Source organism: Pseudarthrobacter sp. MM222 (genome assembly GCF_947090775.1).
Taxonomy (GTDB): Bacteria; Actinomycetota; Actinomycetes; order Actinomycetales; family Micrococcaceae; genus Arthrobacter.
The window spans coordinates 332,332-352,148 of sequence record NZ_OX352321.1 but is presented as its reverse complement, the minus strand read 5'-3'; the positions used below and the strand labels follow the sequence as shown (position 1 = coordinate 352,148).

The window sequence follows — 19,817 nt, the reverse complement described above, 5'->3', positions numbered from 1 at the left end:
GGTTCCCCAAGCTGGCTCCATCGTTTGAGACCATGGAGCCAGCCTGTGCGGGAATCGGCATTGCGAACATACCGCGTGGCCCTCCCCCGTTTTGATTGGTCGGGCCACTCCCACCGCTAGGATAACCGCAGGTCAGCGTGCAGGCAACGGTCCGCCGCAGGCCTCAGCCCCGAAGCGAGCCTGCGTCGTCGGGATGGCTCCTCACGCCACCGCTCGTTCAGTGATCGCTGCGGAAACCTCGCGGGCGTACACGGTCGCTTGCCCGTTCTTCTCGGCTTGTTCCACCAACCCGGCAACGGCGTCCAGTTTCGCGGACTGTTGCCTCACCAGGGCTAGGAGGTAGGTCCGGTCCCTGACTGACTGAGCGCCGTCGCCGGTTGCCGACTCATTCTGGTCCCCGGTCAGCCGCGCTTCAATCGCGGCGAGTTCCTCACGCGTGCTCATGGCTGCCCCGTTCAGGCCGTCGGCATGGTCGAGGTGGGAGTACTGGGGCCACGGGTCATCGGCGATCAGGTGCCGGCGGACAAACGTGCTAAGCCAGGCGATCATCGGTACTCCTCGAAGTGGACCGTAGCAACAGCCTAATGCCGCCACGTAGGACGGGCTGTGTCCTTGTTTGCACTGCTCCCGCGGCCCGTCTGCGTTCCTGCACATGGGCGCACAAGGGGCGCCGAAAAAACCCCGCCGTTCCCGTGTAAACACTGGGAACTGCGGGGTTCTAGCTGGTGGCTCCGACCGGCGTCGATCCGGTGACCTTTCGATTTTCAGTCGAACGCTCTACCAACTGAGCTACAGAGCCTAGGTGACTTGTCACCATGAGAGCCGGAATTTCTTCTGGCAATCAGAGCGACCCTGACGGGACTTGAACCCGCGACCTCCGCCGTGACAGGGCGGCGCGCTAACCAACTGCGCTACAGGGCCTTGCTATTTTCTTGCTTCTCTGCAGTATCGCTACTGCAATTTTTCAAGGCCTTTAGCCTACCAGACTTTCACACCCGGTTTGACCAGTTCCTTGCGTACCCCCAACGGGATTCGAACCCGTGCCGCCGCCGTGAAAGGGCGGTGTCCTAGGCCGCTAGACGATGGGGGCCAGAACTCCATCCGACTAAACACGCGATAAAACAAGGGCAAAAATGAAGGGCCAAAGCCTTCCGTTTTTGTCCTTTCGGGTTCCTCCGAACGGGACTATAAAACTATAAGGGCAGACCCCCGGATAATCCAAAATCGACGGTCGCGCCGACTTCAGGAGCGCACGGCGCGCGGAAGCGGCGGGTCAGGCCACGAGCAGGACGGCGAGGGTGATCATGACGGCGGCGATGCCGGCGTCCAGCACCCGCCACGCGTTCCGTCGCTCGAACAGCGGTGCAAGATACCGCGCGCCGGCCCCGAGCGCCGCGAACCAGGCGATGCTCCCCAGTCCCGCTCCGGCCGCGAACCACCACCGCCCCTCCGCCCCGTGCGTGCCGGCCAAGGAACCCAGCAGCAGGACGGTGTCCAGGTACACGTGCGGGTTCAGCCAGGTCAGGGACAGGCACGTGCCGAGGGCCGCCAGGCGTGTGCCGCCTTGCCGGACTCCCGGCTGGGCCAGCTGCGCGCCGCGGACGGCCCGCATCGCGGCGAGGCCTCCATAGCCCAAAAGGAAGGCTGCGCCCGCCCACCGCACGACGTCGAGGACCGCCGGAGCACGCTCGATCAGGACCCCGATGCCGGCTACCCCCAGCACAATCAACAGGAGGTCCGAGACGGCGCAAACGGCAACAACCAGGACGACGTGGGAGCGAAGGATGCCTTGGCGCAGGACAAAGGCATTCTGGGCACCGATGGCGACAATAAGGGACAGGCCACTGGCGAGGCCGGAAAACGCTGAGAGGATCACCCTTCCACGCTAGGCGCAGGTAAGCCATGAAACCACTTAAAGATTCTGCAGGGACGTAAGCTCAGCTAATGATCGATATCCACCCCGACCAGGCCCGGACGCTGGCCGCCATCATCGACCATGGAAGCTTCGAGGCAGCCGCAAGCCACCTGTTGGTCACCGCCTCGGCCGTCAGCCAGCGCGTCCGCGCCCTGGAAGTCGCAGTTGGCCGTCCGGTACTGCGGCGGACACGTCCGCTGGAGCTCACTTCCTCGGGTCAGGCCGTGGTGCGCTTTGCCCGCCAACTGGACATGCTCTCCGCCGACCTGGCCGAGGAACTTGAGCCCGGCACCGCCGAGTCCGGGCCCCGGCTCATCCTGGTAATCAACAGCGATTCGCTGCACACCTGGGCGCTGACGGGCCTGGCCGCGGTGGCCGGCTCGGTGCAGCTGGAAATCCTGCGCGAGGACCAGGACTATTCGCTGGAGCTTCTCCGCAGCGGGGCCGCCGCTGCGGCGATCACCACCACGGCCAAGCCCGCGCCCGGCTGTTCGTCCCGCCGGCTGGGCGTCATGCGCTACCTGCCGGTCTGCAGCCCGAACTTCGCCAGCCGCTGGTTCGACGCCGGCGTGACCGCAGAAACGCTCGGCGCAGCTCCCGTCCTGAGCTATGACCGCAAGGACGATCTCCAGGACCGCTACCTGCGCAAGATCAGCCGGAAGCCGCTGCACCCGCCACGCCACTACGTCCCCGCCGCCTCCGAATTCGGCGAAGCCATCCGGCTCGGAATGGGCTGGGGTCTGCTGCCGGAAATCGAAATCGCGGCCGACCTGGAGCATCGGCGGCTTACTGCGCTGGCCCCCTCAAGCCACGTCGATGTGCCGCTGCACTGGCAGCAGTGGCGCCACGGCTCGGCAGCCCTGGACGAGGTCGCCGCCGCGGTCCAGGACGCAGCGCACGTGCTCCGGTGAGGCCGCTGGTCCGGCGGATGGCAGGAACTCGACTAGAAGTGGCCGATTTCCGCCAGCCGCCCGGACGCGGCACGGACTAGATTGGCAGCATGGCCACAACCGCCGAGACAGGCTCCCCGAACCCGGAAGGCACCCACCGGGACACCACCCAGCACAAGCGCACCCACGAAGTGCCGCCGCCCGCTGCCCCTGGGAAATCCCCGACCCCGCCGCGCCAGCCCGGCCAGATCAGCCGGCTCGGCATCGCCGCATGTGTGGTCACCGTGGTGCTCTGGGCGTCCGCCTTCGTGGGGATCCGCGCAGTTGGTCCCCACTTCTCCCCCGGCCCGCTGACGCTGGGCCGGCTGGCGATTGCCGCCGTCGTGCTGGGACTCGTGGTGCTCCCACAGCTGAGGAGTAACAGCAAAAACACCCCGCTGCCCAGGGGCCGCGAGTGGTGGCCCATCCTGGCCTACGGCGTCATGTGGTTTGGCGGCTACAACGTCGCCCTGAACGCCGCGGAACACCTGCTCGACGCCGGCACCGCCGCCCTGCTGATCAACGTCAACCCCATCCTCGTGGCGGTCATGGCCGGTCTCATCCTCAAGGAAGGGTTCCCGCGCTGGCTGATCATCGGCAGCCTGGTGGCCTTCGCCGGGGTTGCGGTGATTGCCCTCGGTTCCGGGCAGCGGTCGACGGCGGATGTCGCCGGCGTGCTGCTGTGCCTGCTTGCCGCCGCCCTCGCCGCGGTCAGCGTGATCGTGCAGAAGCCCGTGCTGCGGAAAATCCCCGCAGCCCAAGCCACCTGGTTCGGCATTCTGGTCGGGGCCGTCTGCTGCCTGCCCTTCAGCGGCCAGCTGCTCGCCGAACTCCAGGCCGCCCCCTTGCCAGCCACGCTCGGTCTGGTGTACCTCGGCATCTTCCCGACCGCGATCGCCTTCACCACCTGGGCCTACGCCCTGTCCCTGCTCGACGCCGGACGGCTCGCCGCCACCACCTATCTGGTGCCCGGCACCACCATCCTGATCTCATGGCTGGTACTGGGCGAGATTCCCACGATCTGGGGCCTGGTGGGCGGCGTGATCTGCCTGGCGGGCGTGGCGCTGACCCGGCGGCGGTCCCGCTAGCGGCTCACGGCAGGGTTCGGCGCTAAAGTTCAGCTATGCCCGCTTCGCTGCCGCCCGGCCTCCCCATCGTGCCTTCCGACCCGGAGGACGCGGACCACAACGGGGACCTCGGCGGCCAGGTCAGCGGCGAGGATCCCCGGCCGTTCCCGATGTCGGAAGCCGAGTTCGAGGCCGCGGTGAGCGACGCCCTGGACCGGATCCCGCCAGAGCTGGCGAAGACCATGAACAATGTGGCAATTTTCATCGAGGATGACTACACGCCGCAGCGGGGAGAGGACCCCGACACGGTGCTGCTGGGCCTCTACGAGGGTGTGCCGCTGACAGAGCGGGATTCGTGGTGGGATGCCGGCTCCCTGCCGGACCGCATCACCATCTACCGCCAGCCCATCCTGGACATTTGCGCCTCCCGCGAGGACGTGATCGAGGAGGTCACGGTCACGGTGGTGCACGAGATTGCCCACCACTTCGGCATCAGCGACGACCGCCTGCATGAGCTCGGCTGGGGATAGCCTTATAACCATGGGACACGACCACAGCCACTCGCACGGCATCGCCGCCTCCGGCACTGGAACAGCGAAGCATCGGAAGCGTTTGGTCGCCGTCCTGTGCATCACTCTCGCCGTCGTCGTAATCCAGATCGCCGGCGCCCTGCTGTCGGGTTCGCTGGCACTGCTCGCCGACGCCGGCCACATGCTCTCGGACGCCGCGGGCGTCTCCATCGCCCTGGTGGCGGCGTGGATCGCCGAGCGTCCGGCGAGCGATCAGCGCACCTACGGCTACCAGCGCGCCGAAGTCCTGGCGGCGCTGGCCAATGCGCTGGTCCTGATCGTCATCGCGGTGGTCATTGTCACCGAGGCGATCCGCCGTCTCGGCTCAGCCCCGGAGGTCCAGACCGACGTCATGCTGGCCGCCGCCGTCCTCGGCGCCGTCGCAAATCTGATCTCGCTGCTGATCCTCCGCGGCGCCCAGAAGGAAAGCCTCAACGTCCGGGGCGCCTATCTCGAGGTGCTGGGCGACCTGCTCGGCTCCTTCGCCGTCATTGCCGCCGCGATTGTCATTCTGGTCACGGGCTACCAGGCGGCGGATACGGTCGCCTCGGTCCTCATTGCGCTCATGATCGTGCCGCGGGCCTGGCACCTGCTGCGCGACGTCGTGGACGTCCTTCTCGAAGCGTGCCCCAAGGGCGTGGACGTAAATCTCATCCGGGAGCACATTCTGGCCGTGGACGGGGTGGTGTCCGTCCACGACATCCATATCTGGACCATCACCTCCGGCGTGCCGGTATTTTCCGCCCATGTGGTGGTTGAGGACGCAGCCATGAGCGCCAGCGGGGCGGACCGTGTGCTGGACAAGCTGGTCAGCTGCCTGGGTTCGCACTTCGACACGGACCACTGCACGTTCCAGCTGGAACCCGTGAGCCACGCGGAGCATGAGGCCCACCAGCACGCCTGAGGGCTGCCGGCAACCAGATACCGGAAGGAAAATCGTGACCACCCACCCGAAAGGCGGCCGTGCGCGCATGAAACCCTCGACCATCCTTTTTGACGTAAACGAAACCCTGTCGGACATGTCCCCCATGGCAGAACGGTTCATCGAGGCGGGCGCACCGGCAGACCTGGCAAAACTGTGGTTCGCCACGCTGCTTCGCGACGGTTTCGCCCTCACAGCAGCCGGAGACAACGGTGCCTTCGCGGACATCGGCGCCGAAGCCCTGCGCGGCTTGTTCGCCGGGATGGAGCTGGCCAGGGGACGCGAGGCTGCCGTGGAGCACGTCATGGCAGGACTGGCCGGCCTGGGACTGCATGAGGACGTCCCTGACGGGGTCAAGGCTCTGAAAGCCGCCGGTTACCGGCTGACAACCTTGAGCAACGGGTCCACCCAGTTAGCAGAAAACCTGCTTTCGTCCGCCGGTCTCAGGGAGAGTTTTGAACGGCTGCTCTCCGTGGAGGACGCACAGTCCTGGAAGCCGGGAAAAGCTGCGTATGAGTACGCGGCGTCGGCGTGCGGCGCTGGGACGGATGAGTTGCTGCTGGTCGCCGTGCATCCCTGGGATATCCACGGCGCCGCCAGGGCCGGCTTGGGCACCGCTTGGATCAACCGGCCCGGCGGGCAGTACCCGGCGTATTTTCAGGCACCGGACTACACGGTGTCCGGGCTGGACGAGCTGGCTGCTGCCCTGGCCTGAGGCCAGGGCAGCGGGGCCGCTCATCGCCGTCGCCGTCGCGCAAGAATGCCGCGCACGGCAGCTGCAGGAGCGCTTTGGCGCCCCTAGGCGATCCTGCGCCGGTAGGCGGCCATGGCGAGCACATAGGCGAGAACGAGGATGCCAACGCACCATGCGAGGGCGATCCAAATGTCGTTGCCGACCGGTCGTTGTGCGAACAGATCCTGGATCGTGTTGACGATCGACGTGACCGGCTGGTTCTCGGCGAAGACGCGCACGGGACCCGGCATGGTCTCCGTGGGGACGAAAGCCGAACTGATGAACGGCAGGAAGATCAGCGGGTACGAAAATCCGCCGGCACCGTCCACGGACTTTGCCGATAGGCCGGCGATGATTGCGAGCCAGGTAAGTGCAAGTGTGAACAGCGCCAAGATTCCGGCAACAGCGAGCCATTCCAGGGGGCTTGCCGATGTGCGGAACCCCATGACGAGGGCTACCAGCACAATGACCACTAGCGAGAGCCCATTGGCAACCAACGAGGTCAGAACATGTGTCCAGAGCACGGACGACCGTGCGATCGGCATGGACTGGAATCGCTCAAAAATGCCGCTCTGCATGTCCGAGAACAACCGAACGGCGGTGTATGCGATGCCCGACGCTATCGCTATCAGCATGATTCCCGGCAACAGGTAATTGACGTAGTTACCGGTGCCTGTCTTGATTGCGCCGCCGAACACATAAACAAATAGCAGCATGAGGGCGATCGGCGTGATCGCCGTGGTGATGATGGTGTCCACGCTGCGGAAGATGTGACGCATGGAGCGGCCCAGCAACACGGCCGTGTCTCCGAAGAAGTGTGCGCTCATGACCTCTCCTTACTTGACTGGACCTTGCCGTCGTTCCCCACCAGTGCGAGGAAGATATCCTCCAGGGTGGGCTGCTTTTCGACGTACTCGACCTTTGCCGGCGGGAGGAGTTGCTTCAGCTCGGCGAGGGTGCCGTTAGCGATGATGCGCCCCTGATGAAGGATGGCGATCCGGTCTGCGAGTTGCTCAGCTTCATCGAGGTACTGGGTGGTGAGCAGAACGGTGGTCCCCTGCGTCGCTAGTCCCTTGACGATTTGCCACACGTCAATCCGGGCTTCGGGGTCGAGCCCTGTGGTGGGCTCGTCGAGGAAGATTACCTTCGGCTCCCCAATCAGGCTCATGGCGATATCCAGGCGTCGGCGCATGCCTCCGGAATACGTCGCCACCTTTCGCGAACCTGCATCGGCGAGGTTGAACTGTGCGAGAAGACCATCAGCCACCTGGCCGGGGTCGTCCAGGTGCCGCAGTCTGGCAATCAACACCAGGTTCTCCCGCCCGGAGAGGATCTCATCGACGGCAGCGAACTGTCCCGTCAGACTGATGGACTCTCGAACGTGGAGCGGGTCCGTCGTGACATCGGATCCATTCACCGTGGCTGTGCCGGCGTCTGCTGTCAGCAGCGTGGACAGGATCTTCACCATCGTGGTCTTTCCGGCTCCGTTCGAGCCGAGGAGGGCGAAGATGCTGCCAGGTGCCACCTCGAAGTCCACGCCGCGCAGGACGTGCAATTCCTTGTACGACTTCTCCATGCCCTGCACACGGATCGCGGGTTCACGGTGGCGGGTCACGAATCCATCCCCTTCCCGCCGTTGCCTGCTGCGGCGTCGATCGCCTTGGTCAGGCGCTCACGCTCCTTGTTGATCCACTGACCGCGCGTGTAGTTGCGCATGAACGTCTCAGCGAACTCCACCGGGTCGTCACTGACGATCTCGCGGATCGGCGTTTCGTCCGCGACGCTCTGCTCGAAGAGATCGGCGAGATCGCCGAGCATTGACAGCAGCACATCGCCCTTGGTGATGGACCCGAAGTACATCAGGTACCGCTCCAGCGCGGTCGCCGCGGTGCGATAGTCCGGGGGAAGCTGCTCCACACGTGCCTTGTACTGCCGCCACCGGCGCTTCTCGCCGATCATATTTGTGATGAACATGTTCATGCCTCTCCGTGTCGGAGCTGTTCAAGCCGTTCGGACAGAAAGCTCCATGTGTCCCAAAAATCGTCCAGTTCCTTCACGCCCTGAGCATTGAGCGTGTACACCTTGCGTGGAGGGCCTTTCTCGGACGGACGCTTCTCGACGTCGACCAGGCCTTTCTGCTCAATCCTGACGAGCAGCGCGTACACCGTGCCTTCAGCTATATCGGCGAAGCCCTGTGCCCGGAGCAACGTCGTGATTTCGTACCCGTACGCCGGCTTCCCCGTCAGGAGAGCAAGAACAATGCCCTCCAGTGTCCCTTTGAGCATCTCCGTCATCTGCTTGCCCATCGGGCACCTCTTCCAGCTACTCAGTGCTACTAGCTACTGGTACATAGTAGCGCTAAGTAGGGGGAGTGCAAGCCTCCTTTAGTGACACGTGTTATTCCTGTTCTCCATGTGACTGTTGTTGCCAAAGGGACAATCGCAACGTAGCCTCATCCCTGCTGGGTGATCCGCAGAGGGCCTTTTCGCGCGCCGGAACTAAAACTCGCTCACCTCAGCCCGACATCGCAGCGAGGATTACCCATGAGTTGGACCGGACCCGGCCGCAGTACCGCCGTGCTCTGCACTGCCGTCGCACTCCTGGGCGCACTGGCACAGCCGGCCCAGGCCGCTCCGGGGGCGCCCTCCCCCGCCCGCCTGTCACCGGCGTCCCTGACGCAGCTGCTCCGCGTCCCGGCGTCGCCGGAAGTACCGTCACCGGAAGAAATTGCGGCCGCCAAGTCCACTGAAAGCGCGACGGCGGAGCAGGTCACCAGGATCGACCGGCTCCTGGCCGAGGCCGCCGGGGCGCAGGAGACCAGCCTCGCCACGTCACTCGAGGCCAACAACGCCTACAGCGAGGCCCTGGTCGAGCTCCAGCTCCGCGACGAAGCCGCCGAGCTCGCCGCCGCCAAGGCTGCCGCGGCAGGTGCCGAGCAGCAGAAGACCCGGAAACAGATCGGCCAGCTCGCCGGCGACCTCTACCGCAACGGCGGGCTGAACCCCGCCCTCAGCACCTTTGTCAGCGGCGACGGCCGGGCGCTCCAACAGGCCGCCACGCTGGAAGCCGTCACGGCCGGCCGAACCCGCGCCTTCCAGGCAGCGGAGACCGCCGCGGTGGCCGCCGAATCGCTCACCGCCGCCGCGGCCGAGACTCAGGGCGCCGCCGACGAAGCGGCACGTACGGCGGAATCCCGCAAGGTTGAAGCCCAGCGTGCCAGCGATGCCCAGCGGAGGGCAGTCTCCGACGCCCAGGCCCAGCGCACCGTTCTGGTGGACCAGCTCGCAAACCTCAGGAACACGACGGTTGCCCTGGAATCGGCCCGGGTGGACGCCCTTGACCGACAGCGCCAGCAGGAGCGGCTTGCCGCCGTCACCGTTGCGGCGGCCGAAAGCCCGTCACCGCAGCCGAACCGGGTAGACGCAGCCCCGCCGGCGGCTGCCGCACCGGCGGCCGCCGATGCACAGCCCGCGCGGGACGTTGTGAGCGAGCGGCCGGCTCCGGCCACGCCAGCCGCGCCGCCGGCACCAGCGCCGGCACCCGCGTCCGCGCCCACGCCAGCTCCGGCACCAGCACCCGCTCCGGCTCCCGCTCCGGCCCCCGCTCCCGCCCCGGCGGCGGCGCCCGCTCCCGGCCCGGCGCCGGCGCCGGCACCCATTTCGGGCGGCTCCAACCAGACGGCGATCTCCGTAGCCCTGAGCAAGGTCGGCGCGCCCTATTTCTACCAGTACGGCGGGACCGGAGCCCGTGGCTTTGACTGCTCGGGACTGGTCCAGAACGCCTTCAGCGCCGCCGGCAAGGCCCTCCCGCGCACGGCCGCCCAGCAGTTTGCGCAGGCACCGGTCCACGTTCCGATCTCTCAGGCCCTGCCCGGGGACCTCCTCGTCTGGGGCTCGGCACCGGGTTTCTACCACGTGGCGATCTATCTGGGCGGCGGACGCGTGGTCCAGGCCCTGAGCCCGGAAGATGGCATCACCGTGACCGACCTTGCCTACATGTCGGGAATGCAGCTCCACCCCTACGCCGCCAGGTACTGAGCCCGGACGCCGTCGGGCTCCCTTAGGACAGCACGTCCTTGGTGATGAACCGGCCGTAGGCGAGCGCCCCGAAGAGCGCGATATAGCCGCCCTGCAGCAGGGCATTCGTGGCGAAGGAGTCCCAGGACACGGGTTGGCGAAGCAGATCCCCGAAGTCCAGCCAGTAGTGGCTGAACAGCCAGGGATGCAGCCATTCCAGTTGTGGCAGGGCGTCGAGCACCTGCGAGACAACCGAGAGCACCACGGTGGCAGCCATCGCTCCCACCGGCACATCAGTGAGCGTGGACATGAACAAGCCGATTGCCGAAAGCCCCAGCAACGAGACGGTGAGGTACGCGGCGATGAGCAGGAGCCGCACCAGCGCCTCCCCGGTCCCGACGGAGTCACCGGAGAGCAATATCACCGGTCCAACCGGGAAGAGCAGGGCGCCTATTCCCGCCCCCACGAGAGCCACCACCAGCGGTGCCGCGACGGCGAACACCACGGCGCCTGCGTACTTCACGAGCAGCAACCGGACCCGGCCGGCGGGCGCCGCGAGGAGGTAGCGGAGGGTCCCCAACCCGGCCTCGCCTGCCACGGTGTCCCCGGCAACCACGCCCACGGTCAGTGGGAGGAACAAGGGAACGGACACGAGCATGGCGGTGAGCCCGACGAACAACCCGTTCTGTGTAACCCGGTCCAGGAAGGCAGGTCCGCGGCCCGCCGGCACGGCGGACGAGAGCCGCACTGCCACGGCGATCAGGACCGGGATGGCGGCCAAGGCGCCGAGCATCGCCCAGGTCCTGCGGCGCCGGAACATCACACTGAGCTCGGACCCGAGCAGACCGCCGGCTCGGGAACGCCGCCGGGCCGCCTCGACTCCCCGGAAGGACTTGCCGGGCAAAATTTCCCCGTCTAACGATTCACTGGACAACGTCGAAGCCCTCCCCGGTCAATGCCACAAAACGCTCCTCGAGGCTGGCCTGTTCGGTCGCAAAGCCACGGACCCGGACGCCGGCCGCAACCAGGGCGGCCACCACCGTCTCGGGTTCCACCCCGTCGCCGGAATCCGCGCCGGGCAGGGGCGCGAACAGCACCTCGCCCTCGCGTGTGGCCCCGTTGCCCGGCAAGACTGAGCCCGCACGGGCACCGGCGAGGCCGCCGCCGCCGTTGACGGTCAAACCGAGGCCGGCCAGGACCTGGACCGCTGCCCCTGCGTCGGGGGTCACTACCCGGATCCGCGCCTGCCCTGCCTGTCGCAACTCCTCGAGCGTTCCTTGTGCCACCAGCCGGCCGGCACTCATGATGGCAGCGTGCGTGCAGATCTGTTCCACCTCCGCCAGCAGATGGCTGGAGACGAACACCGTGGCGCCGTCCGCCGCGAGCGAGCGCACCAGGCTCCGGACCTCGCGCGTTCCTTGCGGATCGAGGCCATTCGTGGGCTCGTCCAGGACCAGGAGTTCGCGGGGAGCCAGCAGGGCGTTGGCGATGCCTAGCCGTTGCTTCATGCCCAGGGAGTAGGCGCGGACCTTCTTGTCCGCGGCATGGCTCAGGCCCACCCGCTCCAGTTCTGTTTGGACCCGGGCTTTCCGCGTGCTGGCGGCCCCATAGGGGTCCGCGGCGTCGAAGCGGAGCAGATTGGCCTTGCCGGACAGGAACGGGTAGAACGCCGGCCCCTCAACCAGGGCACCCACGCGGGGGAGCACCTCATGCAGGTGCCGGGGCATCTCCTGGCCCAGCAGCCGCACCGAACCTCCGGTGGCTGCGGCGAGCCCCAGCATCAGGCGGATGGTGGTGGTTTTGCCCGACCCGTTGGGCCCCAGGAAACCAAAGACCGAGCCTCTTGGCACGGCGAGGTTGACGCCGTCGACAGCCAACTGGTGGCCGAACCGTTTGCTGAGGCCGCGGGTCTCTATGCTCAGTTCAGCATCCGGCACGACGGCGGTCACCGGGCCGCCGCACTGCCGTCACCACGCGCCGCCAACGCGCGATCAGCCTTTTGCGGCGGCGGACTGGAGCCGTTCCAAAGGCACGGAACCGGCAAAGACCCGACCGTCGTCGAGGATCAGGACGTTCACGAGCGCGGTGGACAGGAGCTTGCCGCCGGGCACCGGGACGGCCGCCTGCTCCAGCAGGGCACCCGCTCCGGAACCAGATCCGGTTGCCCCGGGAAGTTCACGGTCCGTCGACGGCGGGCCGGCCGGCGTCGAACCCGGCAGCCACGAACCGGACGGAAGTTCGATCACGGATTCCCAGCCCGTGCCGGTAACGGAGGGATGGCCGCCCTTCGGCTCCAGGCCCTTAGCCGACGGCGGCACGGAGCCTTCCACGTTGCGCTCGCGGACCGGGATTTCCTTGACAGTGGCCCCCGGCGGCGGCCTGAACTCGAAGACGGATGCGTCCGGGGCGTCGAGCGAAAGGTTGGTGAACGCGACGCTGAAGGCCGGTTCGGCTTGTCCACGCGCCTTCAGTTCGACGCCGAGCGGCAATCCGCTCTCGCCGTCAACCGAGATGGCGATGGAACCCATCAGAGTTGCGGTGGACCTGGGCGTGAGCACCAGGTTGTAGGCGGACCGCCCGGCGACCCGGACATCCGCTCCCAGCGTCACATCCGAAGTCTTCTCGAGTTTGGCCAGCAGAGTAGCGGCCAGTTCCTCCGGGGTCCGCACGCTCCCGGGACCGGTCCGCTCGCGTTCGGCGCCCGCTGGCAACTGGGCGTGGGCGGCGGTGTTGTCCCTGGAATTGTAGAACCACAGCTCCTTGCCATGCTTGACGGCATTCCGCTCCGCCATTCGGTCCATCACCTGAATACGGGCGTTCTCCGGCCCGTCGAGGTAAATGCGGGCCGTGTGCGGGCCGGACAGCAACTCCAGCCACGCGGTGTCCGGGGAACCAGCCTCCGGTCCGGCTTTGGGCAGCTGCGGCAGGCCCAGCTCAGACGTCTGCTCCAGCGTTCCGGAGAGGGACTTTTCCTGGTGCTGGGCGATCATCGCCAGCACTTCCTGCGCCGTCCTGGCCGGCAGGGGGTCAACGGCGCTCGCCGGCAGCGAGCCCACCAGCACACCTCCCGCGATCACGGCAGGGACGGCCACGGCGGGGATCCAGCGCAGCCAATTGCGGGTCATCAGGACCGCGCTCCTACGTTGCAGCTCATGATCCAACAGTACGCCCGGAATATGCCGTGGAGCACCCCGGGGCTGGGCGGTACATTGCGGCGGCCCTGCTACTGGAGCTACTGCAGCACTGAGATGGTCAGCTCAACTGCCCCCAGCAGGAGCGCCAGGACGGAGGTGCCGAGCCCGGCGACGAGCAGCAGTCCGGGATGGGCGAGCCCCAGCAGCACCCGCCTCAGCCGCGGCCTGCTGCGCAGGAACTTTTTCGGCACTCTGGCGCCCGCTGGGTCCTGCTTCCAGCCGCGGAGCCGGCGGAGGAACCAGGCACACCGGATGATGAAGGCCAGCCACAGCACGGAGACCACAAGGGGAATCGCCGCCAGGAGCAGGTTGAACCCCAAGGCGGTGACTTCCCGCTCCGAGGCGCCGACGAGGGACTGGATGGTCGTCGAGACGGAGGCGCTCATGACCACCGAAAGGCCCCAGACCAGGAATGCCGCGGTCAGGGCGAGGAAGCGGACAAAGAAGTGTCCCAGGACCGACTCCCTGCGAGGCTTCAGGAAGCGCCGCGGGGTGGCATGGAGCAGGGCGAGGCTTGCCAGCAGGGTGGGAAGTGCAGCCATGCCTACCAGGACGTACCAGGACCAGCCGGCCAGGTCCACGAATTCATCGGCGACGATCAACGCGCTCCAGAAGGCAGTCCAGACCCAGCCTGCCGTGAGCGGACGCCGAACCAGCCAATCGGGTAGCCACGCGTCGTCGACGTCCGGCGGCGGCAGCAGAACCGCCTCGGCCGCTGTCCGGCTGTCCGGGCCGCGCTCTTCAGTCATTGCCCCACTGTAGCGAGCGGAGGCGCCCGCAGGCTTCACGCGGGTTGGCGGCTGAACCGCCGGCTCAGGCCGGTGCCACGGTGCCCGCGGCGCCGTCGACGGTGATGCTTTGGCCGGTGAGGATCAGGGCGGTGGCGTCCGGGACGCCGACGACGGCGGGAATCCCGTACTCGCGGGCAACGACGGCCCCGTGGGAGTTGGGCCCGCCCATCTCCATGACCAGCCCGCCGGCGGTGAGGAACAGTGGAGTCCAGCCCGGATCCGTGGAGGGCGCTACGAGGATTTCCCCCGGTTCCAGGCGCGCGCCCTGTGGGTCCAGGATCACGCGGGCCCGGGCCGTGACGGTGCCCGCTGACGCCGGCGCGCCGGTCAGGGTTCCCTCGGCCACGCCGTCTCCTCCGGCGGCGCCGGCAGCTGCGGCGGCTCCGCGGGCCGGCTGCGCCTCGGGTTCGGTGCCGTCGGACAACAGCACCCGGGGAATGTGACGGCGGCCCAGTTCCTCGGCGTAGGCGCTGCGGCGCTGCTCCACGATGCCGTGCAAAGACCGGCCGCCCAGCCCTGCCCGGGCCTCGGCGAAATCCAGGTAGAAGACGTCATCGGCCGCTCCGATGCGCCCCAGTGAGGCCAGTTCCGCCCCGACCAGGGCGAGCTGCTTCCGCACCGCTGCCAGGGCCTCCACGATGTGGTACTTCGGCAGCTCACGCAGTCCGGCGAGCAGGCGGGTCCGTTTCAGCGCGGCGCGGACCAGCGCGCCACGCAGCCGGCTCCGTTCGCCGGCCACCGCGGCGAGCCTGGCCACATGCTCCTCCGCTTCCCGGGCCGCCCTGCTGAACTGCCGGTCCGGGGCCAGCGCGGGATCATCCAGCCGCAAATAGTTCGCCAGGACGCCGAGGATGTGGGACGGGTCATCGGACCATCGGGGCATCCCGACGTCTATTTCGGCCACCGCCCGGTGCCCGTAACGGCTTAGGAAGCCGGCCAGCCCGGACTGCACGACGGCGGGAAGCTCCCTGGCGCGGTAGCGGCGGGCCAGCTCTGGGACCGCGGTGCCGGTGAGCACAGTAACGGCTGCGGCGTCGGCCCGGATGGCGGCGGCGAGTCGCCAGAGGGCCAGATCCATCTCGGTGGTCACGTTGTTGGGCAGCCCCCGCAGGACGGCCTGCAGCTCCCCCGGTTCGGCGCGGCGGCCCAGCAGCTTGCCGGCGGCGGCCAACAGGGCGAACCCGAGGGCGGGAAGGGGCACGATGTTGGGCACCACCGGGAACAGTTCCCGGCCCAAAATTCGCTCGGCGTGGTCCAGCCGCTGCCCGGGCGTTGCCTCCGCCGGCACAACAAGTGCCGCCCTGAACCGTGCGCCAAACCGTTCGACGTGGCGCAGGGCCGCCTCCGGGGAGACCAGGGCGCGGAGCAGGGACTCCGGGACCCGGCCGCGGGCAGCCACCGGAAGGATGTGCTTCAGGACCGGCCAGGGGGACCTGACTGTGACCGAAAACCGGGGATCCTCGAAGAGCCGGCGCAGCACCGCTGCGGAGCGCGCCTCCATCACGTCGAACACGCGCGGAACCACCGCGCGGCCCGTGGAACTGCGGACCACGGGCGTCAGATCGAAAAAGATGCGTTGCCCCGCCTGGACATAGGGGGAAGGCCCGTTCAACGGCTCCGGGACGTCAAAACGCGCCGCCATCGCCAGGGCGGAAGCAATCCGGCGGAAGGCGGCCAGCCCCATCGGAGTCAGCGGGCGGGTGAGGCCCTGGGCCAGGCTGAAACACAGGTAGACCCGCGGCCCGTCCCCCGAAGGCGGCTTCTCCGGAAGCGGGTAGAGCGTGGTGATGGGCCGGGACTGGGTCAGCCAGGCTGTGCCTTCCTGGTCGATGGCCCATTCAAGGTCCTGCGGCGAGCCGAAATGGACCTCCGCGCGGCGGCCGAGCAGTTCCAGCGCGGCGAGCTGGCTGTCGGTCAGGCAGGGCGGACCGGACACTTCTGCGGCCTGTTCGATCCGTTCGGTTCCCCCGCCGGGCAAGGGGCGGATAGCCACGGCCTTGCTCCCGATCCGGCGCTCCAGAATTCGTCGGGTTGCGCCGTCCACGACGAAGTGGTCCGGGTTCACGGCCCCGGAAACGACCGCCTCACCGAGGCCCGGGCTGGCGTCGATGACCGCCTCATGCCGTTTTCCGGTGACCGGGTTCGCGGTGAACAGCACTCCGGCGACGCTGGCGTCAACCATCTGCTGGACCACTACTGCGAGCGCCACGGTCGAAGGGCTGATCCCATGGCTGGCGCGGTAGCTCACCGCCCGGTCCGTCCACAGCGAGGCCCAGCACTGGCGGACGGCCGCGAGCACGGCCTCAGCGCCGACCACGTTCAGGAAGGTGTCCTGCTGCCCGGCGAAACTGGCGAACGGAAGGTCCTCGGCAGTCGCGGAGGACCTGACGGCAACCGGGACGTGGGTCCCGAGGGCAGCGTAGGAGCCGGTGATCGCCTCGGCGATGCCCTCGGGGACGGCGGCGCCCAGGGCCAGGCCGCGGGCGGCTGCGGCCAGCCCGGCCAGCGCAGGGAAATCATCGGGGGCGGTCGCGGCGAGTCCGCGGTGGACCTGATCGAGTCCCGCGGGCGCCATCGCTTCCCGGTAAGCCTTCGTTGTCACGCAGAAGCCGGCCGGCACCGGCAGTCCGGCGCGCAGCAGCTCCCCGAGGTTCGCTGCTTTTCCACCGGCCTCGGCGAGCATCCCCTTGCCGAGGCCCTCCAGCCCGAGCACCAGCTCGCGCCGCGGCTCGGACCGGTCCGGAGGCTCACGCCGCGGCGAATCCGTGCTGCGGAGCTGCTCCACGGGCCGCCCTCCCTTCGGTGCCGAGGATTACGGGACGGTCAGTCGCCCAAAATCGGGCCGAAGGATGCCCGGTCCGCCAGACGCGGATCGTCCCTGTCCGGGACCACCAGGACGGGGCCTTTGGCGTGGTGCAGGATGCCGTCCGACGTCGACCCGAGCAGCATTCCCGCAAACCCGCCGCGGCCGCGGGTTCCGACCACCACGAGTTCGACGTGCCGGCTGGCCTCGACGAGGATGTCGACCGGGGAGCCGTCCACGAGCTGTGTCTCCACCGTCAGCCGGGGGTAGTGGCTCTTGAGCCAGGCTACGCCGGCGTCGAGCTGGACCTTGATGTCGGCGAAGAGCGCTTCCCGGTCCATCGGGGCGGGCACCCAGGCGAGCGATCCGTTGTACTGGGGTACGGCGCAGACGATCCGGAGCGGTGCCGAGAACCGTTCGGCCTGGGCCGCCGCCTCCAACACGGCAACCCGGGCCTGTTCAGAGCCGTCCACGCCCACGACGACCACGTTCTCCACCGGCTGGTGCCCGGACTTCGCCCGTTCGGCCAGGACGTGCTTGTCGGCGGTGGTTTCCCCGAGCCGGTCGGCGCAGATCAGCGGGACGGTGACCGTGGGGCATTTCGCATGGGCGGGCAGGGCGCTGCTGACGGAACCGAGCAGCCGGCCCACGAAACCGCCGCGCCCGCGGGTGCCGAAGACGAGGAGTTCGGCGGTCTCGGTCATTTCCAGGAGGACACCGGACGCATCACCGTTTTCGACCGAGGCGTCGACGTCGATGTTGTAGCCGGCGACCTTGTCCAGCGCCTGCTTCAGGATGGCTTCGGCGCCCTCGCGGATCACCGAATCGTCCACGGTGGCGTAACCGCCGTCGAGCCCGGACGCCGCGAAGATCGGGACGGAGTAGGCGGTAACAATGTGCAAAGGCCGCTGACGGCGTTCGGCCTCACGGGCGGCCCACACGAGGGCGCACTGGCTGTGGTCCGAACCGTCCACACCTACAACGATGCCCCGGGGAGCCGAAGGCCCCCGCGCCTCCCCTGCCGGATCCGGATGAACCTGTTCTCGGCCCATGGGGTCCGCCTCCTCGCGTTTCTTGCCTGATGTTGCCGCTATTCTGCCAGAGGTATCGGCGCGCATCGTCCGCACTCACCGATCGCCGGCGTCGAGGTCCAGATGCAGCAGGCAACAACCCCTGTTTTTCCCAACTATTCTCGGTTAAACACCAACTGGCAAGCATGCCGGCGGGCTCCCGCCCGGTGGAGTCCGGCAAAGGTTTTACCCAGTGTTAACACTCCGTCCGGCGTGGCCTGAAGCCCCGGTTTTCCGGTCTCCGCCGGGGCCGGAACCCCGGAAAACGTTGATCCGAGGAATGTTTGGCGGGCCCTATCCACGGCCCGGAATCTTAGGTAGTCTACGAGGCATCGCTGAACCGAGACACGAGTTTCAGAACGCGGCCCCGCCCGGGGCCGGCGTCCGGACCCGTCAACGAAATGCGTCGGCGTTTTGCCCTTCCACGGGCACCATTCGAGAAAGGACCCTGCAGTGTCGAGCATGCCTGTGCCTGGGGGTATCGAGCGGACCACCGCGGTAATCATCGGCACCGGCCTTTCCGGTCTGGCAGTCGCCAGTGAACTCCGGCGCCGCGGGGTGGACTGCATCATTGTTGACGGGCTGGACCTGCTGGGAGCGGGCCATCCGGCCAACACGTCCTCACTCCAGCGTTGCGATGCGGCTGATGCGGCCACGCTGCGGGAACGCAACGAAATCCTGCGGCACCTGAGGAACTACGCCACCAGCCACAAGCTGGATGTCCGCACCAACATCCGGGCCCTTCAGCTGGACCACCTGGACGTCGGCGACGCCGGGTCCCCCACGCAGCAATGGGCCGTCCGGACGCCCGGCGGTGTCCTCCTGGCGGACCACCTGGTCCTGACCCGGTGTGCCCACAGCCAGCTGCGCCGCATGCTCTCCGACCTCGGCGTGGCAGCGGGGCAGAACCTGATGGCCGCCATGCATGCTCTCGGGATGTATCTGGTGGGCGTGGGCGAGCTGATCACTCCCACACCGAAGGAAGTCCTGCGCCAGGCCAAGGTGGTGGGCAACGCAATCTCCGCCAAAGTCCACCCGGGTGGCTTCCCGGCCGCATTGTCCGGCGGGTTCGCCCTGGCGGCGCCCGCCTGAACAGGCTGCTTGCCGTCGCGGTCAGCGCTGGCCCTTGCCGTCCTCGCTGCCCGCCGTAAGGCGCCGTTTTGCCATCAGCGCCAGGGCGACCAGGATCCCCACGCCCGTCCCGACGAAAATGACCAGGCTCCAGGGGAACGGCTCGGCGGCGTTCGGCACCGGCGCCGGCGTTGCGGTGACGCCGGGCTGGGGGGTGCTCAGCGTGGGGACCGCAGGGGCCGGCGTCGCACCTGACGCGCCGGCCGTGGCGGTAAAGCTGAAGCTGCCCTCGATGGGGTGGGAGTCGGAGCTGACCACACGCCACGCCACGGTGAACGCACCGGCGGGGGCGCCCTGCTTGAGCTTCTGCGAGGCCACGTTGTCCACAATCTCCACGTCGCCGTCAGCCCAGCTGTTTCCCGCAGCGTCGGTCACCACAATCTGGGACCCCAGCCTCAGGGGGTTCTTGTTGAAGGTGATCGAGACCTTCTCCGGCGGCGTTGCCACGGTGGCGCCCGGGGCGGGGCTGGTCGATTCGGCGGCATCGTGGGCCGATGCCGGAACCGCGGACCCCACCACGGCGGAGACGAGGATCAGGGCACCGAGCAAGGCGCTCAGAAACTGTCGGATCAGGCGCATGGGCTGGCTACTCCTAGTGTTGGCTTGCTTACAGACTAGGCGAAATCGCCGGGTCGGCCAGTCTGCGCCCAATAGGATTCAGATAACCACCCACATCT

Annotated in this window: 20 protein-coding genes and 3 tRNA genes; 7 read left to right on the top strand and 16 right to left on the bottom strand. The window is 67.8% G+C overall.

Annotated elements, in window-relative coordinates:
* Positions 1–201: 201 nt before the first annotated feature.
* The 5 genes from OM977_RS01745 to OM977_RS01725 all read right to left on the bottom strand — a co-directional run bounded on the left by OM977_RS01745 (position 202) and on the right by OM977_RS01725 (position 1,876).
* Positions 202–549 carry a hypothetical protein gene (locus tag OM977_RS01745; protein WP_264355847.1) on the bottom strand — a complete coding sequence of 116 codons (348 nt, stop codon included), beginning with the start codon at positions 547–549 and terminating at the stop codon, positions 202–204.
* A 174-nt stretch (positions 550–723) separates the two neighbouring features.
* Positions 724–799 (bottom strand) — tRNA-Phe (locus OM977_RS01740).
* 48 nt (positions 800–847) lie between these two features.
* A tRNA-Asp gene (locus OM977_RS01735) sits at positions 848–921 on the bottom strand.
* Between the two features lie 96 nt (positions 922–1,017).
* A tRNA-Glu gene (locus OM977_RS01730) sits at positions 1,018–1,090 on the bottom strand.
* Between the two features lie 183 nt (positions 1,091–1,273).
* The gene (locus tag OM977_RS01725) at positions 1,274–1,876 is read right to left on the bottom strand and encodes a LysE/ArgO family amino acid transporter (RefSeq protein WP_264355846.1); all 603 of its coding nucleotides are present in this window, start codon (positions 1,874–1,876) and stop codon (positions 1,274–1,276) included.
* A gap of 68 nt (positions 1,877–1,944) precedes the next feature.
* Here OM977_RS01725 and OM977_RS01720 point away from each other — a divergent pair, with 68 nt between their 5' ends.
* From OM977_RS01720 to OM977_RS01700, 5 genes are all read left to right on the top strand, one after another.
* Positions 1,945–2,826, top strand: a complete 882-nt coding sequence (locus tag OM977_RS01720) for an ArgP/LysG family DNA-binding transcriptional regulator (RefSeq protein WP_264355845.1) — start codon at positions 1,945–1,947, stop codon at positions 2,824–2,826.
* 89 nt (positions 2,827–2,915) lie between these two features.
* The gene (locus OM977_RS01715; protein ID WP_264355844.1) at positions 2,916–3,932 is read left to right on the top strand and encodes a DMT family transporter; all 1,017 of its coding nucleotides are present in this window, start codon (positions 2,916–2,918) and stop codon (positions 3,930–3,932) included.
* Between the two features lie 35 nt (positions 3,933–3,967).
* Positions 3,968–4,441, top strand: a complete 474-nt coding sequence (locus tag OM977_RS01710; protein WP_264355843.1) for a metallopeptidase family protein — start codon at positions 3,968–3,970, stop codon at positions 4,439–4,441.
* Positions 4,442–4,451: 10 nt separating this feature from the next.
* The gene (locus tag OM977_RS01705) at positions 4,452–5,384 is read left to right on the top strand and encodes a cation diffusion facilitator family transporter (RefSeq protein ID WP_264355842.1); all 933 of its coding nucleotides are present in this window, start codon (positions 4,452–4,454) and stop codon (positions 5,382–5,384) included.
* Positions 5,385–5,418: 34 nt separating this feature from the next.
* Positions 5,419–6,117: a haloacid dehalogenase type II gene (locus OM977_RS01700; protein ID WP_264355841.1), complete on the top strand. Its 699-nt coding sequence runs from the start codon at positions 5,419–5,421 to the stop codon at positions 6,115–6,117.
* Between the two features lie 83 nt (positions 6,118–6,200).
* On the opposite strand, the gene OM977_RS01695 is transcribed toward OM977_RS01700, so the two are convergent.
* Genes OM977_RS01695 through OM977_RS01680 form a run of 4 tightly spaced genes read right to left on the bottom strand, consistent with a single transcriptional unit; the run spans position 6,201 to position 8,441 of the window.
* Entirely contained in the window at positions 6,201–6,962 is a 762-nt protein-coding gene (locus OM977_RS01695; RefSeq protein ID WP_264355840.1) for an ABC transporter permease, read from the bottom strand.
* Positions 6,959–7,711 carry an ABC transporter ATP-binding protein gene (locus OM977_RS01690; protein ID WP_264357510.1) on the bottom strand — a complete coding sequence of 251 codons (753 nt, stop codon included), beginning with the start codon at positions 7,709–7,711 and terminating at the stop codon, positions 6,959–6,961. Before OM977_RS01690 ends, OM977_RS01695 begins: the two co-directional genes overlap by 4 nt.
* A gap of 35 nt (positions 7,712–7,746) precedes the next feature.
* The gene (locus tag OM977_RS01685) at positions 7,747–8,109 is read right to left on the bottom strand and encodes a DUF1048 domain-containing protein (RefSeq protein WP_442960682.1); all 363 of its coding nucleotides are present in this window, start codon (positions 8,107–8,109) and stop codon (positions 7,747–7,749) included.
* Positions 8,110–8,111: 2 nt separating this feature from the next.
* Positions 8,112–8,441, bottom strand: a complete 330-nt coding sequence (locus OM977_RS01680; RefSeq protein WP_264355838.1) for a PadR family transcriptional regulator — start codon at positions 8,439–8,441, stop codon at positions 8,112–8,114.
* Positions 8,442–8,678: 237 nt separating this feature from the next.
* Here OM977_RS01680 and OM977_RS01675 point away from each other — a divergent pair, with 237 nt between their 5' ends.
* Positions 8,679–10,172: a C40 family peptidase gene (locus tag OM977_RS01675; protein ID WP_264355837.1), complete on the top strand. Its 1,494-nt coding sequence runs from the start codon at positions 8,679–8,681 to the stop codon at positions 10,170–10,172.
* Positions 10,173–10,194: 22 nt separating this feature from the next.
* Here the strand turns inward: OM977_RS01675 and OM977_RS01670 are convergent, their stop codons facing one another.
* From OM977_RS01670 to OM977_RS01645, 6 genes are all read right to left on the bottom strand, one after another.
* Entirely contained in the window at positions 10,195–10,971 is a 777-nt protein-coding gene (locus tag OM977_RS01670; RefSeq protein WP_264357509.1) for an ABC transporter permease, read from the bottom strand.
* Positions 10,972–11,074: 103 nt separating this feature from the next.
* Positions 11,075–12,100, bottom strand: a complete 1,026-nt coding sequence (locus tag OM977_RS01665) for an ABC transporter ATP-binding protein (protein WP_264355836.1) — start codon at positions 12,098–12,100, stop codon at positions 11,075–11,077.
* Positions 12,101–12,142: 42 nt separating this feature from the next.
* On the bottom strand, positions 12,143–13,276 hold the full coding sequence (locus tag OM977_RS01660) for a LolA family protein (protein WP_264355835.1): 1,134 nt from the start codon (positions 13,274–13,276) through the stop codon (positions 12,143–12,145).
* A gap of 107 nt (positions 13,277–13,383) precedes the next feature.
* Positions 13,384–14,094: a hypothetical protein gene (locus tag OM977_RS01655; RefSeq protein WP_264355834.1), complete on the bottom strand. Its 711-nt coding sequence runs from the start codon at positions 14,092–14,094 to the stop codon at positions 13,384–13,386.
* 64 nt (positions 14,095–14,158) lie between these two features.
* Positions 14,159–16,819, bottom strand: a complete 2,661-nt coding sequence (locus OM977_RS01650) for a PEP/pyruvate-binding domain-containing protein (protein WP_264357508.1) — start codon at positions 16,817–16,819, stop codon at positions 14,159–14,161.
* A 140-nt stretch (positions 16,820–16,959) separates the two neighbouring features.
* Entirely contained in the window at positions 16,960–17,991 is a 1,032-nt protein-coding gene (locus OM977_RS01645) for a universal stress protein (protein WP_264355833.1), read from the bottom strand.
* A gap of 480 nt (positions 17,992–18,471) precedes the next feature.
* On the opposite strand from OM977_RS01645, the gene OM977_RS01640 reads away from it, so the two are divergent.
* Positions 18,472–19,101, top strand: a complete 630-nt coding sequence (locus tag OM977_RS01640) for an FAD-dependent monooxygenase (RefSeq protein ID WP_264357507.1) — start codon at positions 18,472–18,474, stop codon at positions 19,099–19,101.
* Positions 19,102–19,122: 21 nt separating this feature from the next.
* Here OM977_RS01640 and OM977_RS01635 read toward each other — a convergent pair whose 3' ends face one another.
* Positions 19,123–19,719: a copper resistance CopC family protein gene (locus OM977_RS01635; protein WP_264355832.1), complete on the bottom strand. Its 597-nt coding sequence runs from the start codon at positions 19,717–19,719 to the stop codon at positions 19,123–19,125.
* Positions 19,720–19,817 lie beyond the last annotated feature (98 nt).